A 19,724-nucleotide genomic window follows, 5' to 3' on the forward strand; every position below is an offset into this window, starting at 1 on the left:
ATCATTTGGAGTAAATCTTATGAGCATGCAAGATCCGATTTCGGATATGCTGACCCGCGTTCGTAACGGTCAGGCAGCAAACAAAGTTGCTGTAAAAATGCCTTCTTCAAAGCTTAAAGTTGCAATTGCTGCATTACTTAAAGCTGAAGGTTACATCGTAGACTTCGCTGTTGACAGCGAAGCAAAACCTGAGCTAGAAGTTACTCTTAAGTACTTCCAAGCTAAACCTGTAATCGAGCAAATCAAGCGTGTATCACGTCCTGGTCTAAGAGTTTATAAAAATAAAGACTCTTTACCTACAGTGATGGGTGGTCTTGGTATTGCAGTTGTTTCTACTTCCAAGGGTCTGATGTCTGACCGTGCTGCTCGTAAAGCAGGTCTTGGCGGTGAAATCATCTGTTACGTAGCTTAAGGAGTAGATTATGTCTCGTGTTGCTAAAGCACCTGTCGCTATTCCAGCTGGCGTAGAGGTGAAACTAAACGGCCAAGAAGTTACTGTAAAAGGTAGCAAAGGTGAGCTTACTCGCGTTCTTAACAGCGCCGTAGTTATTGCACAAGAAGAAAACAACCTAACTTTCGGTCCGAAAGAAGGTGTTGCTAACGCATGGGCACAAGCTGGTACAGCTCGCGCTCTAGTTAACAACATGGTTGTGGGTGTTACTGAGGGCTTCACTAAGAAGCTAACTCTTAAGGGTGTTGGTTACCGTGCTGCTATGAAAGGCAACTCTGTAGGTCTAACTCTTGGTTTTTCTCACCCAGTAGAGCACGCTCTACCTGAAGGTATTAAAGCTGAGTGCCCTAGCCAAACTGAGATCATTATTACTGGTTGCGATAAGCAAGTAGTAGGTCAAGTTGCGGCTGACATTCGTTCTTACCGTGCTCCTGAGCCTTACAAAGGTAAAGGTGTTCGTTACGCAGATGAAAATGTGCGTACTAAAGAAGCTAAGAAGAAGTAAGGTATCACTATGGATAAGAAAGCATCTCGCATCCGTCGTGCTACACGTGCACGTCGTAAGATTGCAGAACTTGGCGCAACTCGCTTGGTAGTACACCGTACTCCTCGTCATGTTTACGCACAAGTTATCGCGGCAAACGGCTCTGAGGTTATCGCAGCTGCTTCTACTGTAGAAAAAGCGATCCGTGAGCAAGTTAAGAACACTGGTAACGTTGATGCAGCTAAAGCAGTTGGTAAAGCTGTTGCTGAGCGCGCTCTTGAAAAAGGCGTAGCTTCGGTTGCATTCGATCGTTCTGGTTTCCAATACCACGGTCGAGTAGCGGCGCTAGCAGAATCTGCTCGCGAAGCTGGTCTGAAATTCTAAGGTAGGGTTGGAAGATGGCTAAAGAACAACAACAAGCTAATGATTTGCAAGAAAAGCTGATCGCTGTTAACCGTGTATCTAAGACGGTTAAAGGTGGTCGAATCATGAGCTTCACTGCACTAACAGTAGTTGGTGACGGTAATGGTCGCGTAGGTTTCGGTTACGGCAAAGCTCGTGAAGTACCTGCTGCGATTCAAAAAGCAATGGAAAAAGCGCGTCGTAACATGGTTACTGTTGCGCTTAACGAAGGCACTCTTCACCACCCGGTGAAAGGTCGTCATTCGGGCTCTAAAGTTTACATGCAGCCAGCTGCAGAAGGTACAGGTGTTATTGCCGGTGGTGCAATGCGTGCTGTACTTGAAGTTGCGGGCGTACATAACGTACTTTCTAAAGCATACGGTTCAACGAACCCTATCAATATCGTTCGTGCAACGATTGGTGCTCTAGTAGACGTTAAGTCACCAGAAATGGTTGCTGCTAAACGTGGTCTAACTGTTGAATCTATTTCGGAGTAAGAACACGATGGCAACTATTAAAGTAACTCAAACTAAAAGCTCAATTGGTCGCCTACCTAAGCACAAAGCGTGCCTTAAAGGTCTAGGTCTTCGTCGCATCAACCATACAGTAGAACTTGAAGATACACCGTGCGTACGCGGTATGATCAACAAGGTTTACTACATGGTTAAGATTGAGGAGTAATCAGAATGCGTTTGAATACTCTATCACCGGCTGCTGGCTCTAAACCTTCTAAGAAGCGTGTAGGTCGTGGTATCGGTTCTGGCCTTGGTAAAACAGGTGGCCGCGGTCACAAAGGTCAAAAGTCACGTTCTGGCGGCTCTGTTCGTCCAGGTTTTGAAGGCGGTCAAATGCCTCTAAAACAACGTCTACCTAAATTCGGTTTCACTTCTCGTAAGAGCCTAGTGTCTGCTGAAGTTCGTCTAGCTGAGCTAGCGAAAGTAACAGGTGACGTAGTTGATCTTAACAGCCTTAAAGCTGCTAACGTTATCACTAAGAACATCGAATTTGTTAAGATCGTTCTTTCTGGTGACCTAAGCAAAGCTGTGACTGTTAAAGGTCTACGCGTGACTAAAGGCGCTAAAGCTGCAATCGAAGCTGCAGGCGGTAAAATCGAGGAATAATCTCGAGGAACGAGGTACAGATGGCTAAGAAACCAGGACAAGATTTTCGTAGTGCTCAGAGCGGCTTAAGTGAACTAAAGTCGCGCTTATTATTCGTAATTGGTGCACTTTTAGTATTCCGAGCCGGCTCTTTTGTGCCGATCCCTGGTATTGACGCAGCTGTACTTGCCGATTTGTTCGATCAGCAAAAAGGTACCATCGTTGAAATGTTTAACATGTTCTCCGGTGGTGCTCTTGAGCGTGCATCTATATTAGCATTGGGTATCATGCCGTACATTTCGGCATCGATCGTAGTCCAATTGCTAACTGTAGTTCATCCAGCGTTAGCGGAACTCAAGAAAGAGGGTGAAGCAGGCCGTCGTAAGATAAGCCAATATACACGCTACGGCACGCTTGTACTTGCAACATTCCAAGCTATTGGTATCGCAACAGGCTTACCAAACATGGTCGACAATCTGGTTGTTATCAACCAAACCATGTTTACGCTTATTGCTACCGTGAGTTTAGTAACTGGTACCATGTTTTTAATGTGGTTAGGTGAACAAATCACTGAGCGAGGAATCGGTAATGGTATTTCCATTCTGATTTTTGCAGGTATTGTTGCTGGATTGCCTTCTGCAATCGGTCAAACAATCGAGCAAGCGCGTCAAGGTGAATTGCATGTGCTTCTTCTGCTGTTGATTGCTGTATTGTCTTTTGCTGTTATTTACTTCGTAGTTTTCATGGAACGTGGTCAACGTCGTATCGTCGTTAACTATGCGAAACGTCAACAAGGTCGTAAAGTTTTTGCAGCACAAAGCTCTCACTTGCCTCTTAAGATTAATATGGCAGGTGTTATTCCAGCGATTTTTGCATCAAGTATTATTTTGTTCCCAGGAACATTAGCGCAGTGGTTTGGTCAAAATGGTGAAAGCAGCGCGTTCGGTTGGTTAACTGACGTGTCATTAGCTCTTAGCCCAGGTCAACCTTTGTATGTAATGCTTTATGCAGCAGCTATAATCTTCTTCTGTTTCTTCTATACAGCGTTGGTGTTTAACCCTCGCGAGACAGCTGATAACTTGAAGAAGTCTGGTGCATTCGTACCCGGTATCCGCCCAGGTGAGCAGACAGCGAAATATATCGATAAAGTGATGACTAGACTAACCCTTGCGGGCGCTCTATACATTACTTTTATATGTCTGATTCCTGAATTCATGATGGTCGCGTGGAACGTTCGTTTCTACTTCGGCGGCACATCACTACTAATCGTAGTGGTAGTTATCATGGATTTCATGGCACAGGTACAGACTCATCTGATGTCACAACAGTATGATTCTGTGTTAAAGAAAGCGAATCTGAAAGGTTACGGCCGTTAATTCGGTAGTAATTATTTCGATTCCATTTACGGAGTTTAGCAATGAAAGTTCGTGCTTCCGTTAAAAAAATCTGCCGTAACTGTAAAGTTATCAAGCGTAACGGTGTCGTTCGCGTGATTTGCAGTGAGCCAAAGCATAAGCAACGCCAAGGCTAATCAGCAGAAATTTTTACTTGAAATACTAGGTAGAGTCGAGTATATTCCTCGGCCTACCTTTTGCGTGCAAAAGAAGTAGTATGCCGCAGCGTATCCATAACGGGCTTTGCTGCGGATAATTCTTTTATGAACCCCTTAGGAGTGAATAATGGCCCGTATAGCCGGCATTAACATTCCTGATCATAAGCATTCTGTAATTGCACTTACTGCAATCTACGGTATTGGTAAAACTCGCTCTCAAGCTATTCTAGCTGAAGTGGGTATTGCTGAAGATGCTAAGATCAGTGAACTAACTGAAGAGCAGATCGATCAACTGCGTGATGGTGTAGCTAAATACACTGTAGAAGGTGATCTACGTCGTGAAGTATCGATGAACATCAAGCGTCTTATGGACCTTGGCTGTTACCGCGGTCTTCGTCATCGTCGCAGTCTACCACTACGTGGACAGCGTACTAAAACCAACGCTCGCACCCGTAAGGGTCCGCGCAAGCCGATCAAGAAATAGTCGGATAAGGTAGAGTACAATGGCAAAACAACCAACTCGCGCGCGTAAGCGCGTACGCAAGCAAGTAGCTGATGGCGTAGCGCACATTCATGCTTCTTTCAACAACACAATCGTAACTATCACTGACCGTCAAGGCAATGCTCTTGCATGGGCTACAGCAGGTGGTTCAGGTTTCCGTGGTTCTCGTAAATCTACTCCGTTCGCAGCACAAGTTGCAGCTGAGCGTTGTGGTGAAATGGCTAAAGAATATGGCCTAAAGAACTTGGAAGTTATGGTTAAGGGTCCAGGTCCAGGTCGCGAATCTACTGTTCGTGCACTGAACGCTGCTGGTTTCCGTATCACTAACATTGTTGATGCGACACCAATCCCTCATAACGGTTGTCGTCCACCTAAGAAACGTCGCGTTTAAGTTTCGTTTCTAGGAATATTGGAGAAAGATCATGGCAAGATATTTGGGTCCTAAGCTGAAGCTTAGCCGTCGCGAAGGTACTGACTTATTCCTTAAGTCTGGTGTCCGTGCGATCGATACCAAGTGTAAAATTGATAACGCACCAGGTGTACACGGCGCTCGTCGCGGTCGTCTATCTGAGTATGGCGTTCAGCTTCGTGAGAAGCAAAAAGTTCGTCGTATCTACGGCGTTCTAGAAAAACAATTCCGCAACTACTACAAAGAAGCTGCACGTCTTAAAGGCAACACGGGTGCAAACCTGCTTCAGCTTCTTGAAGGTCGTCTTGATAACGTAGTTTACCGTATGGGTTTTGGCGCTACTCGTGCTGAATCTCGTCAACTAGTTAGCCACAAGTCTATCCTAGTTAACGGTAAAGTTGTAAACGTTCCTTCTTTCAAAGTAGCGGCAAACGACGTTGTTTCTATCCGCGAGAAAGCTAAACAGCAATCTCGTATTAAAGCGGCTTTAGAAGTTGCTGAACAACGTGAAAAGCCAACTTGGATTGAAGTAGATGCTGGCAAAATGGAAGGTACATTCAAGCGTATGCCTGAGCGTTCTGACCTATCAGCTGACATCAATGAACACTTGATCGTCGAACTTTACTCTAAGTAAGGTTAAAAAAAGAGAGGACACAATGCAGGGTTCTGTAACAGAATTTCTTAAGCCGCGTCTTGTTGACATTGAACAGATCAATACGACACACGCGAAAGTAACTCTTGAGCCATTAGAGCGCGGTTTCGGCCACACTCTAGGTAATGCTCTTCGCCGCATTCTTCTATCTTCTATGCCGGGTTGTGCCGTAACAGAAGTTGAAATTGAAGGTGTGCTACACGAATACAGCACTAAAGAAGGCGTTCAGGAAGATATCCTGGAAATCCTTCTAAACCTTAAAGGTTTAGCTGTACGCGTTGCTGAAGGCAAAGATGAAGTGTTTATTACACTGAACAAATCAGGCTCAGGCCCTGTTGTTGCAGGTGACATCACCCACGATGGTGATGTAGAGATCGCTAACCCTGAGCACGTAATTTGTCACCTAACGGATGACAATGCTGAGATCGCTATGCGTATCAAAGTAGAACGTGGTCGTGGTTACGTTCCAGCTTCAGCTCGTATCCATACTGAAGAAGATGAGCGTCCTATCGGTCGTCTACTAGTTGACGCTACTTACAGCCCGGTTGATAAAATCGCTTACGCTGTAGAAGCAGCACGTGTAGAACAACGTACTGATTTAGACAAGCTTGTTATCGATATGGAAACGAACGGTACTCTAGAACCTGAGGAAGCAATCCGTCGCGCAGCTACTATTTTAGCTGAACAATTGGATGCGTTCGTAGATCTTCGTGATGTACGTGTACCTGAGGAGAAGGAAGAGAAGCCAGAATTCGATCCTATCCTACTACGTCCTGTAGACGATCTTGAACTAACAGTTCGCTCTGCTAACTGTTTGAAAGCAGAAGCGATTCACTACATCGGTGATCTTGTACAGCGCACTGAGGTTGAGCTACTTAAAACGCCAAACCTTGGTAAGAAATCTCTTACAGAGATTAAAGATGTGCTTGCTTCACGTGGTCTTTCTCTAGGCATGCGTCTAGAAAACTGGCCACCAGCGTCAATCGCTGAAGATTAATCGAAAAGTTAGAAGGATTAGGTCATGCGCCATCGTAAAAGTGGTCGTCAACTCAACCGCAACAGCAGTCATCGCAAAGCGATGTTCAGCAACATGGCTAGCTCTCTTGTTCGTCACGAAGTTATTAAAACTACCGTGCCAAAAGCAAAAGAACTACGTCGCGTAATTGAGCCATTGATTACCCTAGCTAAGACAGACAGTGTTGCTAACCGTCGTCTTGCATTTGCTCGCACTCGTGATAACGAAGTGGTAGCAAAACTATTTAATGAACTAGGCCCGCGTTTCGCGGCTCGCCAAGGTGGTTACACTCGCATTCTTAAATGTGGTTTCCGTACTGGTGATAAAGCTCCAATGGCTTACATTGAGCTTGTAGACCGCCCAGCTGCTGAAGAAGCTGCTGAGTAATCTAAACTAGATTCTTAATACAAAAGCCGAGCATTAGCTCGGCTTTTTTGTATCTGTAGAGTAAGGAAATGTACATTAAGAACTTGTACCATGATGTTTGGCATTTTTACTTGCTTGATCTGAGCCATTTTCCAAAAATATCTCGTATCTCCTTTCTTCCACGTACAAAAAAGAGCACCTCTGTGCTCTTCTTATCGATATTATTCCGCTAATCGCTAATCGCTAATCGCTAATCTTATTGCCAAACAGCTGCAAGTGAATCCATTAGGCCACTCGTCGCACCTTGGGATTGAAGTGCTTGAAGAATGATTGGCGCAAACGTGCTGATCATTGACGAATCCATTCCTAAACCTGAGAAAGCACTTTCAACCGCGCCTTGCGAATTTAGTACCGATGTTAGGCCAGTAGATTCAAGCGTAGACATTCCTGGAATGAGTGACGCAAGCTCGTTGTTATCTGCTGTGCCAAGTGAATTCTGTGCAAGAGCGAGCATCGAACCAATCCCGCCAACAGCTTGATCGCTCGTAACTGATGCTTGATTGGCAACGGTATCTGCCAGAGGTGTTGTTTCATTTTGTTGAGACCACATATTCACCGCAGCCATAAGTGCAGTTTGAGTCAATTGGGAATAGTTGGTATCAGAAGTAGAACTGGTTGTGCCAGAATCGCTAGTGCTAGCGCAAGAGACAACAGCAAGGCTGCTTAAAACAGTGATGAGTACTTTCTTCATTATTTGTCCTTAAGTAATAAAGTCATTTACCCTTCCACTATAAACGAAAAACGGCGATGTAGTCACATCGCCGTTGGATTATTTTAATTTTATTTGCCTATATAGTAATTTGTTTTACTGAGGCTTTTTATAAAAATTAAAGAATAGCTAGAAGTTCTACTTCAAATACTAGAGCAGCAAATGGTGGGATTGCAGCACCTGCGCCACGCTCACCGTATGCTAGATCTTGAGGGATGTATAGCTTCCACTTAGAGCCAACAGGCATCATTTGTAGAGCTTGTACCCAGCCTTGAATTACGCCAGTTACTGGGAATTCAGCTGGTTGACCGCGAGATACAGAGCTGTCGAAAACAGTACCGTCAGTTAGTTCGCCATGGTAGTGAACACGTACTTGCTTGTCTGCAGTTGGGATTTCGCCAGTACCTTCAGTTAGTACTTCGTATTGAAGACCAGACTCAAGAACTGTTACTTCTGAACGAAGAGCGTTGTCAGCTAGAAAAGCTTCGCCATCTGCAGCAGCAGCTTTAGCTAGTTCTTGACGTGCAGCTTCACCACGAGTGTGTAGTTCTTGTAGTGCGTTGTTGATTTCGTCAACTTCGATAGCTGGCATGTCACCAACTAGAGCTGTTGCGATACCAGCAGCAATTGCGTCAACGTTTAGGCCTTCAAGACCAGAACCAGCAAGTTGTTGGCCCATTTGTAGACCGATACCGTAGCTAGCTTTTTGCTCTACAGTTTCAAATTTTACTTCAGACATGAAAAGTCACTCTTTTTGTCAGTACGAAAAGGGTAAGAATACCAGTATTAGCAGCGTGAAGAAACGGCTAGCCTATGATCACTTGTGCTTTACCGTGCTGATATCACAGGGATGTCAATTTTCTCGCTTTGCTCTCCGTTGTGACGGAAAGATCTATACTGTTGGTACTTTGGTTTTTATACTGTAGTTATTCAATATATAGGACGCAGTGGCATGAATCGTCGTCAAAAGAAAAAGCAAAAAGTTGACCACTTAGCAGAGCTCAAGGTTCGACTGGAACAGATAAAAGCGAAATTGAACTCAATCGATATAAAGAAGATGAAGACTTCGATAACGGAAACTTGGAGTTCATTACCAAAGCTGCACCAGAGATTATTGATGGTGATTTCGCCGATTGTATTAATTTTACTTTTTGTGCCGCTACCAGAACCGAAAGTGGATTCTGCTCCGATAACATCGCGCGTTGAGCTTGAGATAAACACCGTTGGTTTAAGTGAACAGCAAAATGCCAAAAGCAATTCATCAGAACCCAGTAATTGGCAAGAGTACCTTGTTAAACAAGGAGATACTCTAGCGCAGGTTTTCCGAAATAATGATTTGCCATTGTCTGATCTTAATGCCTTGGTTCGTATTGAAGGTGCTGATAAGCCACTAAGCCAGATCCGCAAGGGTCAGCTCGTTCGTTTCAAACTTGCTGAGACTGGGCAACTGGATATTCTTCAGCTAGAGAAGGGTGATACTTCGGTAATGTTCTTTAGACTGTCTGACGGTGGTTTTGGTCGAAGCAAATAGAGCGATTCTGACCCGTTAGTTAAGGCACTTCATAGACATAGATCAGTGATAAAAAGAGCTAAGCGTTAGCTCTTTTTTTTGGTCGCTTAAAAGGTGCTAGTGGTAAGATAATGAGCATTATTCCGGTAAAAGTTAATGTGTCTGGAATCTCGTTAAACCATAGCGCACCTATAAGTGCGACAAAGACTAATCCTGAATATTCAGCTAATGCTATTTGGTTGGAATGAGCTTTTTGGTAAGCGGAAACGGCAAAGCCGTTATAGCTTAATATGAGTGTTGCACTCAGGGCTATGTATCCCAAGTGCTCGACAGACACGGGTTGCCAGTATAGAAAGCACAGTATCAATGATGCAGGAATGGAAAATAGCGTTGTCCACCACAGTGTTGTGATGACGGTTTGTTCACTAGGAAGCTTTCTTACGAGTACATTAAATAGTGCGAGAGTGAGTGCTGTCCCCAAAGCAAACAGCGCTGCCCAATGAAATTGCGAAGGTCTCAATACAATCAGTGCACCAATAAAGCCTATTGTGGTGGCGATAACTTTACCGAGTGCTGGTTGCTCTTTTAGTAGAAACATCGATAGAGGCAACATCAATAAGGGCGCGACATAAAATACAGCATTAGCGGTGGCCAAAGATAAGTGAGTGATTGCAACAACCATACATCCACTACCGATTAAGATAAGCTGCCCTCGTATGAAGGTTATTTTAGCTTGTTTTAAGTGCCGTTTTTCTTTTTTCTGCTGCAGCCACAAAGGCGTAATGATGATCAGAGATATCAACTGTCGGAAAAAAATATACTGAAGTGGTGGCACTTCGCCATTCAACAGTTTTACCGCTACGTCGGAAAACGAGGCAAACAAGTTACCTGCAATCAGTAATAAAATACCGACAGTGATATTCGACATTATTTCTCTAATCTCATGTCTAGATGTGGAATATCATCTTCCAGATACATCTCAGACACCGTATTGAACCCATGGCTTGCATAGAAGTTTTCTAGGTGTTCTTGTGCACCGATGTCTATGGTCGCGTTTGGCCAAAGTTCTTCACAACGAATCAATGCCTCTTTTATCAATTGGTGCCCTAAGCCATTTCCTCTTGCTGATTGCTTGGTCGCGACACGACCGATACTGACGTTATCGTATGTGGTGCCAGGAGGGAGTATGCGTGCACACGCTACTAACTCTTTATCAGAATAACCAAGTAGGTGCTCAACACCTGTGAGTATATCTTTGCCGTCGAGCTCTGGATAAGGACAAGTTTGCTCAACCACAAATACATCGACTCTTAATTTAAGTAGTTGATACAGTTGTTGTGTTGAGAGTTCAGAAAAAGGAATTGAGTGCCAAGTGATCATGTTTACATCCAGAGATTATCGATGCTCTGAATGTACTATGCGCGATGATTGTTGGCATTAACTATTGTTAATTCGACTTTTAATTCTGCTAAGGCTGATGGCGGTTATTCCTAGGTAAGCGGCAATTTGATTGTCGTTCAAGCGCTGTTCAAGATCAGGATAATGTTCGCAGAACAGTTGATAACGTTGTTCAGGAGTATAGAGCAGCATAAAGCGTTCTTTGTTTTCTTTATGCATGAGCTGAGTTTCTAACAACTTTAGGTATAGAGGGTTGTTTGATGCTCGCCACTCGATTACGGCGTTCATTGGCAGTTCTAACATGGTGATGGGTGTGAGCGTTTCTAATAGGTAAGGGGACGCTTGGTTTTTTATCAAGCTCTCAAAGCCTATGATCCAGTCTTGTTCCCAGTAGAATTCTTTACTGTATTGTTTTCCGTCATTAGTGAGGTAACAAGCATGACATAAGCCTTCAAGCACAAAGTAGATTGAACTCGCCATCTCACCTTGATTGATCAGAATGTGTCTTGTTGGGAGCTCAAGGGGCTTTGCGACGGCTAATAGAGATTCAATCTGATTTTCAGAGAAATCAAAGCTTTGTAGTTGTTCGATAAAAGACGTGTGCATGAAGGTGACCTAGCCCAAATAAGTGCCGAAATCATCGCACTTATTTGGGGAGAGGTACAGAATTTGAATATCAATATAGGGTCAGTATTAATGACCTAACGCTTTGAATGCTGCTCTAGATAGTCTTGAGCAAGCTCTCGGCCCATATATTTGCCTAGAGTTTTCAATGGTACCTTCTTGAGGTTGACGACAATCAAGCCATCCAAAGCATCATTAAACGATGGGTCGACGTTAAAGCACACCAGTTTACCGTTCATCCCCAGGTATTGGCGAAGCAGTACTGGTAGGCCTTTTCCTTGCTCCATACGAGCCAACACTTTAGAAAGCAGAGGGACACTCGCCAATGACGATAGTAGGTGATTCTGCCAGAACACATTATTACTGGTATTGAGTGGTGACGAAGGAGAAACCAGGTTCGCCTTTTGTTCATCGTAATGATGTATGGATAAGGTGGTCGCTATCAATAATCGTGCATTGTGGCTGTAATCATTACTGATACTTACCGGACCAAATAAATGGGTATATTGAGGGTGGTGATATACAAAGGCCGCGATGCCTTTCCATAATAGTAACAGTGAGTTAAGACTCTTTTGATAAGGTTTACTCACTACGGAGCGTCCTAGTTCAATACTGTTATCTAAGGTGTCAATGAACTCTTGATTGTAGTTAAACAGGCTACGAGAGTAGAGCTTATCAAGCCCATGCTCAGCAATTAGCTTGTCGACCATACCGAGTCGATACGCACCGACTAGTTCTGCTTTAGTTTTATTCCACACAAACAGTTGATGGTAGTAAAGGTCATACTCATCCAAGTCACAGGCAAGGCCGCTGCCTTCTCCGACTTCTCTAAAGCTTTCTTCTCTGACTCGACCAATCTCGCGCATTAAGTTAGGGATAGATTGGCTTGGCGTGCAGTAGACCTCGAAGTCACCTTGCTCGAGCAGTTTCATCTCTTCAGGGAGTGAATTTATCTCTATTGCCAAGACTTCTTGTGGAATCGGAGCAATCACTTGAGTATCAAAAGAGGGCGCGTGGATTGGTGTGTTCGGGCTATCTTGTTGACTCATCAGGTAGGTATTGAGTCGCAGGTAGTTGACGATATCCATTTCTTGTTCAAACGATTTTATTTCTGAATATGGAATCGAAGAGCCAATAGAGATAGCGATCGTGGTCGCTTGCTTATTGAGGAGTTCACGGCCGAGTAGAGCTGTTCTTAATAGTGGATGGACACGGCCAGCTTGATAGAAAAGCTCACTGTTTTTACCATTGATAAAGATAGGTACCGTAGTGGCTTGATGACGTTTGACGAATTTGGCTACCGATTTGCTCCATTCGATGTCTGTCAGTGTCTTTGCCCCTTTGCGGTAACTCGAGACTTCGCCCGCAGGGAACACAATCAGCAGTCCACCATCTGCTAAGTGACGATTGGCATCTCGAATCGCTTTGGCGTTGGTTCGTTTCGATTCTTTGCTATTAAAGACATCGACTCCGATGAAAAGATCATCCAGTTCAGGCAGTCGCTTGAGCAACTCATTCGCCAGTACCTTTACATCTTTCCTTACCGATCCTACGAGATCAGCAAGGATCACGCCTTCAATCGCGCCAAGAGGATGATTGGCCACAATCACCACAGGCCCATCTTCTGGAATATTCTCTGTGGTTCCAGATGAAACCGAATAGTCGATATTGAGTGCCGATAGAGTGTGATGCATAAACTCAAAGCTAGATAACTCGTTCGGTCTATCTTGATAGAGTTTGTCTAGCTTAGATAGCCCAGTTGCCCACTCGACAACAGACTCACCTAAACCAAAAGGTGTGTAACGTGGTAAACGAAAAGGACTATCAATCATAATGAAGCTACCTTATTGACTAAAGTTGTTTAGGAAACCGTCTTGATTCTTGAAATCTTTCACACTTAAAAATGCACCGCATAACCAGACTAGGCATGCCATACCAAACAATAACCCGCCGTCATAACCGACAATGTCACCCGCTGTATTGAACTCAGGCATTTGAATGCCGAGTGGCGTAAACAGGTGGAAGAAAATCGCGCCACTCATAATTCCCACTGTCATGATGGCTCCAAGGCCATGCCAGCGTGTGAATAGCAAAATAGCAGCAATCAATTCCGCGAATCCAATTAAATAGCCGCCAAGCGAGCCGAACCAACTTAGTCCAGACCATGTCGCGAGAGTGCCAAAGATATGTTCAGTCTCGTATGAGCCAGTGAACTTAAAAAACAGTGACTGAATAAACACAAACGCGATAAATGCCGCAGGGATATGCTTGGTTGGAGTGAATGTCATCGTTATTCCCTTACTTGATCAGTTTCGGCCAAACTTTATCGGCTTGCTGAATATGTTGTGCTTGGTCTTGCTCCCAGCGTTGCTTAATCTCCTGGTCGTAGTTGAGGTAAAGCTTGTTATCAACAATCGTCCATTGATGAGGGTCTCCAGGTGCAAAGTCGCTCTTGGCTGATACAGCCCAAGCGCAATAGCCTCCATATTGAGGGGCATATTTTTCAGGATTATTAACAAATAAAGTCAAATTCTTTTCAGAAGAGAAATACCAGTCTGCACCCTTGTACTCGGTGCTGAATTTTTGACTGCCTTCGACGGGCTTACCGGAAGTGAAATACGCGACAGTATCGTAGCCATCGAGTGCCTTGCTGCTAAAGAATCCGGTGTAGATTTCATCGGCGGCAAATACGTACGGGCTAACAAGTAGCAGAACCATGGTTAATAGTTTTCTCATGATAGACTCCATCTATAGATTGATTGCGGGTGATAAATCGAAGGTAAAGCGCTGTTGATTTATCCGACATGGCTTAATGGGTTCGCAAGGCGAGCCAGGTGCATAAAACATCGAAGCTTGGCCGTGTAGGTTGCGTAAATGAGTAAAGCTCACCGTGTGTGCGTCTTCACGATGCATACAGGTTGCTAAATGAGGTTGTTCGCTGTGATGATGAGAGTGGAACATCAGTAAGTTCTGTTGATTCTTACCGGTTTCCATCAGCTGATCATATTTCGCTTTACGATAAGCTTGCACGCGTTCTAAATCGACACCGGATGAGAAGAGTGGAGAATCAGTGTCGACGATTTTTTGTTGAATACCATCCCACATGTAGGCGATAACCAAACCACTGTTCTGAGTTAAATTCGGGGCGAAAGCCAACAAGGTAAAAGGAGCAAAAGAGTGTAGGTCTAGCTGATGAAATGCTTCAGAGAGCTTACTGATGTTACGACTCGATGATAGGTTTTTAAGTAATAAACCGCGGCTGACCAAAGGACCAGCAGGTACTATGCCTTGATAGTTATTGAGTAGGCATAAAGAAAGCCCGAACTCATTAATGCTTATCCAACTACCACCGCCAGTAGGGTCGAGTGGCATTATGATATCGACACCGTTGACTCGATATTGTTTAGGCGGCATCGCCAGTGCTCGTGCTTTCTGTTCATCACGATTGAAAAAGACCTGATAACCATTTTCTTCAAGTAGCCAAGAGACTGAGCACATATTATTGTTCCCTCAGATAGCTGCTAGTCGTTGGGGCGTAACCAAAGGTATTGCAGGTGTCAATGTCTAGGAAGGTGGTGATCACTTTGATCATCGCGTAATGATGATTGGCATGCAGCGCGGCGAAGGTGACTTCTCTTTCTAGCGTAGAAGGTAGGCTTGCGAATACTTGAGCATCCATTGAAACTTCGGTTTGGATCATGATAGGCGCTTCGAGATCCCGACGGTCTAATCGCTCAAGCCAGTTGATCACATAATGGATCTCTTTTACTGCAATTGAGCGCTCGTACTCGACGGGATGACCACGACGGCGAGTGTTGTAATCAACGGTTGCATTCTCTTTTAAGATCAAGGCGTGAAAAAGATCGAGCGTATGACGAGTATGTTCACCAATAGAGCTTGTAACGTGCGGCTTTGCTCGTGTCAGGTAGTCGCTGTCGGATATCGCTAACAAAAACTCTAGCCCCTGGTTCAATATTTCTACCGCTCCTGTGATACTTGGAGAGAAAGAAGTGAGGGCGCTTGGTTGGGCTATGGGGTTCATTCATGGTCCTCGTACAAAGTTAATCGGTGGTCGGATATTGTTGAACAAGACGTCGCTCTTCTTGCCACGCAGCAAATAAGCTCTTGAAAGAGGGAGTCTTATGGCCTCGGTGCTTCTGTTGAGCACCTATATCAAAAAGAATGCGGTATTGCAGAAGTAGTGTAGAAAATATCTCTCGTAGTGGTGTGTTGCGATCCCAGATATGTCCGGCTTCGCTACTCGCACCATTGACCTCGAGGATAGTGAAATCCTCGCCGTTCATTAGGCTATGCATGTCCTTAAATTTGACGTCGAGTCTGCCAAAATGAAAGCCATCGAAATCATCGAATATCTCGTCTAAACGTTCTGTTAGAGCCTGAGTGATGTATTGATTACCGTCTCGAAAGATACAACCACGACTATGGCTGCCTGCGAACGCGAGTTGAAACTCTTCGCCCTCTGCGAGCACTTGATCCAATTTACCTTGATGTCTTGGCAGATAGAGGTGACTGAGCTGTCCTGCACGCGGGCTATTTTCAATTAACTGTTTGAGTGTCGAGCTGCCATCACCCACCACCATTGGCGCATACTTGAGTGTGATCGAGATGATCTCGCCTTGCTTTTTGTTTGGGTAACGAACGTAGAATACACCCGCTTCGGCTTGATAAGGCGCCTTTTCTTGCAATAGAAAGCGAGCATTATTTGGGAAAGATTCAACATACTGTTCTAGTTGATCTTGTGTGTTGATCAGCTTAACACCAACACCTCGACAACCAAGATCCGGTTTAGCCACAATCGGGAAATCGAGATCCGACTGTATGAGTGCGCTGCGCGCATCTTCAGCTTGTTTCTTACTGCTAAGATCCGTTTTGGTTAAGGTGATAAACGGAGAGATCCAACGCTGACTCGATGATCCGGCAAGGCTCAGTATCTCGTGTTTTGATTCGCCGACCATTCCGCTTAACTTGATGCTCGGGTTAGCGATGAGCGGCAGTGTCCAGTCAAAGTGCCATAACCCTTGCATCAGGCTTTGAATCACCACTGGCGTGTAGAAAAACCAAGCCGGAAGAAACTCATAAGGAGAGACACTGCGCACGGTATCTTTTTCAAGTAGGGGCATGCCAGCATTGATTTGATGTGATGGAATGATGCGAATATCTTGCGGTGAACTCATGATAATCCTCTAGAGTAGGTTCTATTCATTAATCGATTGCAGATAAACAGCAAAGCGATGGCACATGGGATGACGACCCATTGATATTCAGAGGCTTGCAGCCACGCTGATGTCCCTAAATAGTAGATGGCAGAGAAGACAATGCCAGTCCAGATCGCAGTGGCACTAATAACGGCAAATAAGAAAGTAGGGAGTGGGATTGCGAAAAAGCCACTTAAGGTAAAGCCGACGGTACGAAGCCCGGGAATAAAGCGGATGACAAAAAGGCTGCTGAATGCGTTCTGACGTAGTTTGGTACGAAGCAAACGAAAGTACTTATTCGTGAGAGCTTTATATCGCACACCTCGGAAGTAACGTCCTGACTTTCCTAAGTAATAAAGACCGAGATCACCCGTGGCAATGCCGATGAAAATGGCAAGCAGCGCATATTGAGGAAGTATTAGACCTTGAGTCGCTATACCTGCCGCCGTAACAATCGCCAGATCTTCAAGCAGATAAGAAAGCGCGATAATGCCAAGCATCAGCCATAGCAGCGATTCCTCTCCTGTATTTAACCATGCTTGGATACTCTCGACGGTGCTCATCAAATGTCCTATCTATCCTATAAATGAATGGCTTATTGGTCATTCATTGAGTGTAGTAAATTAAATAGACACGAGGAGCTGAGAAAAACTTACAGATGATTGAGGATTTTTTGTGCGAGCTTGATTCCATCCGTGGTTTGAAATGCGTTGTTTAAGTCGATCTTAAAGCGAAATGAAAGCGAATAATGTGTTGTTTTTAAAGTAGATGTATCGAGAGTTTGGATTTGAAAGCCGGGCGTTGGATATGGGGATCCCATGTGAAAAAGAAAAAGGCTGAGTCGTTAAACTCAGCCTTTCAGAATGTTAACTATGGATTACTTAAGCAATCTATTTAGTTAGGTCAATCTGGTAAACAGCAAAACCAACATCGTCAGTCGCAACACGTTTCATCGGGTATTGACCCTTCTCTTTGATGAACTCTGCTGCTTTGTCGCTTGGAGATGTTTCAAAGCGGATATCTAGTTTGTTATCCGTTTTGATTGGCGCAAATGACCAATTGTTATCCGCGCTTGGGCTCACTTGACCTTGCTCTTTGCTTACGCGAGATATGTAGTTTGCAAGAACAGTACGGTTCTCATCTGGTGCATCAAATGCGATGAAGTCTTCACCTGTGCCTGGGAACTTAGCGCTGTATGCACGGTAGTTGTTGGTTGCGATCAGGAAGTCTTGCTTCATGTCGATTGGCTTACCTTGGTAAGTTAGGCCAACAATACGCTGTGAGTCAGGGTTAACCACTTTACAGTTTGCATCGTATTTCGCAGGTTGAGTTACGTCGATTTGGTAATCAACACCGTCGATTACATCGAAGTTGTAAGTACGGAAGTTATCCCACTCGATCAACTGTTGTGGTGCAGTTGAGTTAACATCCACTTGGTTGAACTGACCAGCAGAACACTCAAGCCACTCTTTTACTTCGTGACCTGTAACCTTCATCGCAACTAGTGTGTTCGGGTAGAGGTACAAGTCAGCTGCGTTACGGAATGTCAGTTGACCAGATTCAACTTCAGTGAAGTTCGCTGGATCATTCTTACGGCCACCGGCTTTGAATGGTGCAGCGGCTGAAAGTACTGGCGTACCATCTAGGTCTGGGTCACCTTGGATGAACTGTTCAACGTAATCTTTCTGTGCAAGGTTAACGATTTGAACTGTTGGATCGTCTTGTACTAGAGACAGGAAGCTGTACATCACATCGTCTGCTTTACCAATCGGTTGGTTAACAAACTCACGAGTACCTGCGTGGTCTTTTTCTAGTGCTGTTACGATGCCTTCATCAGCAGCAGCAAGTGATTTCTTTTCTATCTTGTCGTAGATAGGGCGTGCTTCTGATTGGCCTTTAACGACTTCCCACTTACCGTCTTTTTGTGCAAGTGTTAGATCCATAACACCAACGTGGCTACCCCAACGACCAGGCATTACTGCCGCAACGCCGTTCATTGTGCCCGTTTCGTTGTCGATGCCTTGAATGTCATCAAAACCTTTACCTGGGAATACTGCGTGAGAGTGGCCGAATGCGATTGCATCAATGCCGTCTACTTCAGATAGGTAGAACGTTGAGTTTTCTTCACCATTTTTGTACGGGTCAGTTGATACGCCTGAGTGAGGGATAGCAACGATAACTTCAGCGCCTTCCGCTTTCATTTGAGGTACTAACTCGTTAGCTGTCTCAATGATATCGCGAGCGATCACTTTGCCTTCTAGGTTCTTCTTATCCCACGTCATGATTTGTGGTGGAACAAAACCGATGTAGCCGACTTTTACTTCATGCTTTACGCCTGCTGTATCTTCAAACGTGTGAGTCTTGATGATGTAAGGCGTGAAGTAGTGTTCTTTGGTTTCTGCGTCGTAAACGTTAGCACTGATGTATGGGAAATCAGCGTCGTTGATAGACTCTTCTAGGAACTCAAGACCGTAGTTGAACTCGTGGTTACCTAGGTTTGCAGCGTCGTAGCTTAGTTGGTTCATTGCCTTATATGCAGGGTGAACCTCACCAGCAACGATGCCTTTGTCTGCCATGTAGTCACCCATTGGGCTACCTTGCAGTAAATCACCGTTATCAACTAATACGCTATTGGTTACTTCGTTTTGAGCTTCTTTTACTAGAGTTGCAGTACGTGCTAAGCCGATTTTCTTCGATGGCTTGTCTTTGTAGTAGTCGTAATCCATTAGGTTGGTATGGATATCCGTCGTTTCTACGACACGTAGTTTAATCACTTCATCGGTATCTGGTGTTGTTGTGCAGCCTGCTAGAGTCAAACCAAGACCCGCAAGTACAGCCAATGACAAAGGTTTTATTGCAACTTTCATTGTGTAGCTCCAAAGTGGATAGTAGAAAATTTGTTGCGTAATGTAACAAAATCGAATGAAACAATGATTACAACGAATGTTAAATCGTGACTTTGATCGATTACTTTATGGTGTTCTGCAATATACCTCTCAAAGCTGCCCATCAATGTACAAATGATATCGATAATATTAGTCCATTCATTTCATCTGTTTATCGATAAATCCAATCCCTTATCAGCTTTTCGAATAAAAAATGAAATTTTAGAATTTCCAGTAATATGAGAGGCTCGTCATAATGCCTATATCAAGGACGTATCAGGCAGATGAATAGCAAGGATAGCTCATACGAAGCTTCTGTTTTCTTCTAGTGCCAATACTCCCATTCACACCAGTGGATGAGTTAAATCCCTTACTTGGTATGCCAAGTA

Annotated in this window: 27 protein-coding genes; 14 read left to right on the forward strand and 13 right to left on the reverse strand. The window is 44.4% G+C overall.

The annotated features are described in order from the left end of the window. Window positions 1–19: 19 nt before the first annotated feature. The 13 genes from rpsH (at window position 20) to rplQ (ending at window position 6,954) form a co-directional block, all read left to right on the forward strand. Window positions 20–412, forward strand: coding sequence for a 30S ribosomal protein S8 (gene rpsH, locus OCW38_RS01525; RefSeq protein ID WP_009847785.1), 393 nt, complete (start codon window positions 20–22; stop codon window positions 410–412). A gap of 10 nt (window positions 413–422) precedes the next feature. Next, window positions 423–956 carry a 50S ribosomal protein L6 gene (gene rplF / locus OCW38_RS01530; protein WP_010435141.1) on the forward strand — a complete coding sequence of 178 codons (534 nt, stop codon included), beginning with the start codon at window positions 423–425 and terminating at the stop codon, window positions 954–956. Between the two features lie 9 nt (window positions 957–965). After that, entirely contained in the window at window positions 966–1,319 is a 354-nt protein-coding gene (gene rplR / locus OCW38_RS01535) for a 50S ribosomal protein L18 (protein ID WP_004738784.1), read from the forward strand. Between the two features lie 14 nt (window positions 1,320–1,333). Beyond that, the gene (rpsE, locus tag OCW38_RS01540) at window positions 1,334–1,834 is read left to right on the forward strand and encodes a 30S ribosomal protein S5 (protein ID WP_004738783.1); all 501 of its coding nucleotides are present in this window, start codon (window positions 1,334–1,336) and stop codon (window positions 1,832–1,834) included. 7 nt (window positions 1,835–1,841) lie between these two features. Further along, on the forward strand, window positions 1,842–2,018 hold the full coding sequence (rpmD, locus tag OCW38_RS01545) for a 50S ribosomal protein L30 (RefSeq protein WP_004736756.1): 177 nt from the start codon (window positions 1,842–1,844) through the stop codon (window positions 2,016–2,018). 5 nt (window positions 2,019–2,023) lie between these two features. Next, a complete protein-coding gene (rplO, locus tag OCW38_RS01550) occupies window positions 2,024–2,458 on the forward strand; it encodes a 50S ribosomal protein L15 (RefSeq protein WP_004736758.1) in 435 nt (144 codons plus the stop codon). Window positions 2,459–2,478: 20 nt separating this feature from the next. Next, window positions 2,479–3,813 carry a preprotein translocase subunit SecY gene (gene secY / locus OCW38_RS01555; RefSeq protein ID WP_004738781.1) on the forward strand — a complete coding sequence of 445 codons (1,335 nt, stop codon included), beginning with the start codon at window positions 2,479–2,481 and terminating at the stop codon, window positions 3,811–3,813. A 41-nt stretch (window positions 3,814–3,854) separates the two neighbouring features. Beyond that, on the forward strand, window positions 3,855–3,968 hold the full coding sequence (gene rpmJ, locus OCW38_RS01560) for a 50S ribosomal protein L36 (protein ID WP_000868186.1): 114 nt from the start codon (window positions 3,855–3,857) through the stop codon (window positions 3,966–3,968). 148 nt (window positions 3,969–4,116) lie between these two features. Then, window positions 4,117–4,473: a 30S ribosomal protein S13 gene (gene rpsM / locus OCW38_RS01565; RefSeq protein ID WP_004738779.1), complete on the forward strand. Its 357-nt coding sequence runs from the start codon at window positions 4,117–4,119 to the stop codon at window positions 4,471–4,473. Window positions 4,474–4,492: 19 nt separating this feature from the next. Continuing rightward, window positions 4,493–4,882, forward strand: coding sequence for a 30S ribosomal protein S11 (rpsK, locus tag OCW38_RS01570; protein WP_004738778.1), 390 nt, complete (start codon window positions 4,493–4,495; stop codon window positions 4,880–4,882). Window positions 4,883–4,913: 31 nt separating this feature from the next. Continuing rightward, window positions 4,914–5,534 (forward strand): 30S ribosomal protein S4, encoded by a 621-nt coding sequence (gene rpsD / locus OCW38_RS01575; RefSeq protein WP_004738777.1) that lies wholly within the window; start codon window positions 4,914–4,916, stop codon window positions 5,532–5,534. Window positions 5,535–5,556: 22 nt separating this feature from the next. Next, window positions 5,557–6,549: a DNA-directed RNA polymerase subunit alpha gene (locus OCW38_RS01580; RefSeq protein WP_004729813.1), complete on the forward strand. Its 993-nt coding sequence runs from the start codon at window positions 5,557–5,559 to the stop codon at window positions 6,547–6,549. A 24-nt stretch (window positions 6,550–6,573) separates the two neighbouring features. Further along, window positions 6,574–6,954 (forward strand): 50S ribosomal protein L17, encoded by a 381-nt coding sequence (gene rplQ / locus OCW38_RS01585; protein WP_004729812.1) that lies wholly within the window; start codon window positions 6,574–6,576, stop codon window positions 6,952–6,954. A 235-nt stretch (window positions 6,955–7,189) separates the two neighbouring features. Here rplQ and OCW38_RS01590 read toward each other — a convergent pair whose 3' ends face one another. Together OCW38_RS01590 and OCW38_RS01595 are read right to left on the reverse strand one after the other, a co-directional pair. Then, window positions 7,190–7,684 (reverse strand): DUF2780 domain-containing protein, encoded by a 495-nt coding sequence (locus OCW38_RS01590; RefSeq protein ID WP_010435125.1) that lies wholly within the window; start codon window positions 7,682–7,684, stop codon window positions 7,190–7,192. Window positions 7,685–7,820: 136 nt separating this feature from the next. Continuing rightward, window positions 7,821–8,441: an FKBP-type peptidyl-prolyl cis-trans isomerase gene (locus OCW38_RS01595; RefSeq protein WP_008220519.1), complete on the reverse strand. Its 621-nt coding sequence runs from the start codon at window positions 8,439–8,441 to the stop codon at window positions 7,821–7,823. A gap of 213 nt (window positions 8,442–8,654) precedes the next feature. Between OCW38_RS01595 and OCW38_RS01600 the strand changes: the two genes are divergently transcribed. Next, entirely contained in the window at window positions 8,655–9,233 is a 579-nt protein-coding gene (locus tag OCW38_RS01600) for a LysM-like peptidoglycan-binding domain-containing protein (protein ID WP_010435121.1), read from the forward strand. A 58-nt stretch (window positions 9,234–9,291) separates the two neighbouring features. Here OCW38_RS01600 and OCW38_RS01605 read toward each other — a convergent pair whose 3' ends face one another. From OCW38_RS01605 to OCW38_RS01655, 11 genes are all read right to left on the reverse strand, one after another. Then, window positions 9,292–10,140 carry a DMT family transporter gene (locus OCW38_RS01605; protein ID WP_010435119.1) on the reverse strand — a complete coding sequence of 283 codons (849 nt, stop codon included), beginning with the start codon at window positions 10,138–10,140 and terminating at the stop codon, window positions 9,292–9,294. Further along, window positions 10,140–10,592, reverse strand: a complete 453-nt coding sequence (locus OCW38_RS01610; RefSeq protein WP_010435116.1) for a GNAT family N-acetyltransferase — start codon at window positions 10,590–10,592, stop codon at window positions 10,140–10,142. The genes OCW38_RS01605 and OCW38_RS01610 overlap by 1 nt, the downstream gene beginning before the upstream one ends. Before the next feature lie 57 nt (window positions 10,593–10,649). Next, complete coding sequence (locus tag OCW38_RS01615; protein WP_010435114.1) at window positions 10,650–11,216, reverse strand: Crp/Fnr family transcriptional regulator; 567 nt, start codon at window positions 11,214–11,216, stop codon at window positions 10,650–10,652. A 95-nt stretch (window positions 11,217–11,311) separates the two neighbouring features. Beyond that, window positions 11,312–13,066: a lysophospholipid acyltransferase family protein gene (locus OCW38_RS01620; protein WP_016768654.1), complete on the reverse strand. Its 1,755-nt coding sequence runs from the start codon at window positions 13,064–13,066 to the stop codon at window positions 11,312–11,314. A 12-nt stretch (window positions 13,067–13,078) separates the two neighbouring features. Next, the gene (locus OCW38_RS01625) at window positions 13,079–13,522 is read right to left on the reverse strand and encodes a hypothetical protein (protein WP_010435109.1); all 444 of its coding nucleotides are present in this window, start codon (window positions 13,520–13,522) and stop codon (window positions 13,079–13,081) included. Between the two features lie 10 nt (window positions 13,523–13,532). Further along, the gene (locus OCW38_RS01630; RefSeq protein WP_016768653.1) at window positions 13,533–13,970 is read right to left on the reverse strand and encodes a YHS domain-containing (seleno)protein; all 438 of its coding nucleotides are present in this window, start codon (window positions 13,968–13,970) and stop codon (window positions 13,533–13,535) included. Between the two features lie 12 nt (window positions 13,971–13,982). Beyond that, the gene (locus OCW38_RS01635; protein ID WP_016788484.1) at window positions 13,983–14,732 is read right to left on the reverse strand and encodes an NRDE family protein; all 750 of its coding nucleotides are present in this window, start codon (window positions 14,730–14,732) and stop codon (window positions 13,983–13,985) included. Window position 14,733: 1 nt separating this feature from the next. After that, window positions 14,734–15,276 carry a DinB family protein gene (locus OCW38_RS01640; protein ID WP_016768652.1) on the reverse strand — a complete coding sequence of 181 codons (543 nt, stop codon included), beginning with the start codon at window positions 15,274–15,276 and terminating at the stop codon, window positions 14,734–14,736. 19 nt (window positions 15,277–15,295) lie between these two features. Further along, window positions 15,296–16,429, reverse strand: a complete 1,134-nt coding sequence (locus OCW38_RS01645) for an ATP-grasp domain-containing protein (RefSeq protein ID WP_261894874.1) — start codon at window positions 16,427–16,429, stop codon at window positions 15,296–15,298. Next, a complete protein-coding gene (locus OCW38_RS01650) occupies window positions 16,426–17,013 on the reverse strand; it encodes a DedA family protein (RefSeq protein ID WP_010435098.1) in 588 nt (195 codons plus the stop codon). Before OCW38_RS01650 ends, OCW38_RS01645 begins: the two co-directional genes overlap by 4 nt. A gap of 327 nt (window positions 17,014–17,340) precedes the next feature. Beyond that, a complete protein-coding gene (locus OCW38_RS01655) occupies window positions 17,341–19,317 on the reverse strand; it encodes a bifunctional 2',3'-cyclic-nucleotide 2'-phosphodiesterase/3'-nucleotidase (protein WP_010435096.1) in 1,977 nt (658 codons plus the stop codon). Window positions 19,318–19,724 lie beyond the last annotated feature (407 nt).

This window comes from Vibrio cyclitrophicus, assembly GCF_024347435.1.
Taxonomy (GTDB): domain Bacteria; phylum Pseudomonadota; class Gammaproteobacteria; order Enterobacterales; family Vibrionaceae; genus Vibrio; species Vibrio cyclitrophicus.

Coding starts and splice junctions, on each gene's coding strand:
- rpsH (WP_009847785.1), top strand. CDS start 20: ATGAGCATGCAAGATCCGATTTCGGATATGCTGACCCGCGTTCGTAAC.
- rplF (WP_010435141.1), top strand. CDS start 423: ATGTCTCGTGTTGCTAAAGCACCTGTCGCTATTCCAGCTGGCGTAGAG.
- rplR (WP_004738784.1), top strand. CDS start 966: ATGGATAAGAAAGCATCTCGCATCCGTCGTGCTACACGTGCACGTCGT.
- rpsE (WP_004738783.1), top strand. CDS start 1,334: ATGGCTAAAGAACAACAACAAGCTAATGATTTGCAAGAAAAGCTGATC.
- rpmD (WP_004736756.1), top strand. CDS start 1,842: ATGGCAACTATTAAAGTAACTCAAACTAAAAGCTCAATTGGTCGCCTA.
- rplO (WP_004736758.1), top strand. CDS start 2,024: ATGCGTTTGAATACTCTATCACCGGCTGCTGGCTCTAAACCTTCTAAG.
- secY (WP_004738781.1), top strand. CDS start 2,479: ATGGCTAAGAAACCAGGACAAGATTTTCGTAGTGCTCAGAGCGGCTTA.
- rpmJ (WP_000868186.1), top strand. CDS start 3,855: ATGAAAGTTCGTGCTTCCGTTAAAAAAATCTGCCGTAACTGTAAAGTT.
- rpsM (WP_004738779.1), top strand. CDS start 4,117: ATGGCCCGTATAGCCGGCATTAACATTCCTGATCATAAGCATTCTGTA.
- rpsK (WP_004738778.1), top strand. CDS start 4,493: ATGGCAAAACAACCAACTCGCGCGCGTAAGCGCGTACGCAAGCAAGTA.
- rpsD (WP_004738777.1), top strand. CDS start 4,914: ATGGCAAGATATTTGGGTCCTAAGCTGAAGCTTAGCCGTCGCGAAGGT.
- OCW38_RS01580 (WP_004729813.1), top strand. CDS start 5,557: ATGCAGGGTTCTGTAACAGAATTTCTTAAGCCGCGTCTTGTTGACATT.
- rplQ (WP_004729812.1), top strand. CDS start 6,574: ATGCGCCATCGTAAAAGTGGTCGTCAACTCAACCGCAACAGCAGTCAT.
- OCW38_RS01590 (WP_010435125.1), bottom strand. CDS start 7,684: ATGAAGAAAGTACTCATCACTGTTTTAAGCAGCCTTGCTGTTGTCTCT.
- OCW38_RS01595 (WP_008220519.1), bottom strand. CDS start 8,441: ATGTCTGAAGTAAAATTTGAAACTGTAGAGCAAAAAGCTAGCTACGGT.
- OCW38_RS01600 (WP_010435121.1), top strand. CDS start 8,655: ATGAATCGTCGTCAAAAGAAAAAGCAAAAAGTTGACCACTTAGCAGAG.
- OCW38_RS01605 (WP_010435119.1), bottom strand. CDS start 10,140: ATGTCGAATATCACTGTCGGTATTTTATTACTGATTGCAGGTAACTTG.
- OCW38_RS01610 (WP_010435116.1), bottom strand. CDS start 10,592: ATGATCACTTGGCACTCAATTCCTTTTTCTGAACTCTCAACACAACAA.
- OCW38_RS01615 (WP_010435114.1), bottom strand. CDS start 11,216: ATGCACACGTCTTTTATCGAACAACTACAAAGCTTTGATTTCTCTGAA.
- OCW38_RS01620 (WP_016768654.1), bottom strand. CDS start 13,066: ATGATTGATAGTCCTTTTCGTTTACCACGTTACACACCTTTTGGTTTA.
- OCW38_RS01625 (WP_010435109.1), bottom strand. CDS start 13,522: ATGACATTCACTCCAACCAAGCATATCCCTGCGGCATTTATCGCGTTT.
- OCW38_RS01630 (WP_016768653.1), bottom strand. CDS start 13,970: ATGAGAAAACTATTAACCATGGTTCTGCTACTTGTTAGCCCGTACGTA.
- OCW38_RS01635 (WP_016788484.1), bottom strand. CDS start 14,732: ATGTGCTCAGTCTCTTGGCTACTTGAAGAAAATGGTTATCAGGTCTTT.
- OCW38_RS01640 (WP_016768652.1), bottom strand. CDS start 15,276: ATGAACCCCATAGCCCAACCAAGCGCCCTCACTTCTTTCTCTCCAAGT.
- OCW38_RS01645 (WP_261894874.1), bottom strand. CDS start 16,429: ATGAGTTCACCGCAAGATATTCGCATCATTCCATCACATCAAATCAAT.
- OCW38_RS01650 (WP_010435098.1), bottom strand. CDS start 17,013: ATGAGCACCGTCGAGAGTATCCAAGCATGGTTAAATACAGGAGAGGAA.
- OCW38_RS01655 (WP_010435096.1), bottom strand. CDS start 19,317: ATGAAAGTTGCAATAAAACCTTTGTCATTGGCTGTACTTGCGGGTCTT.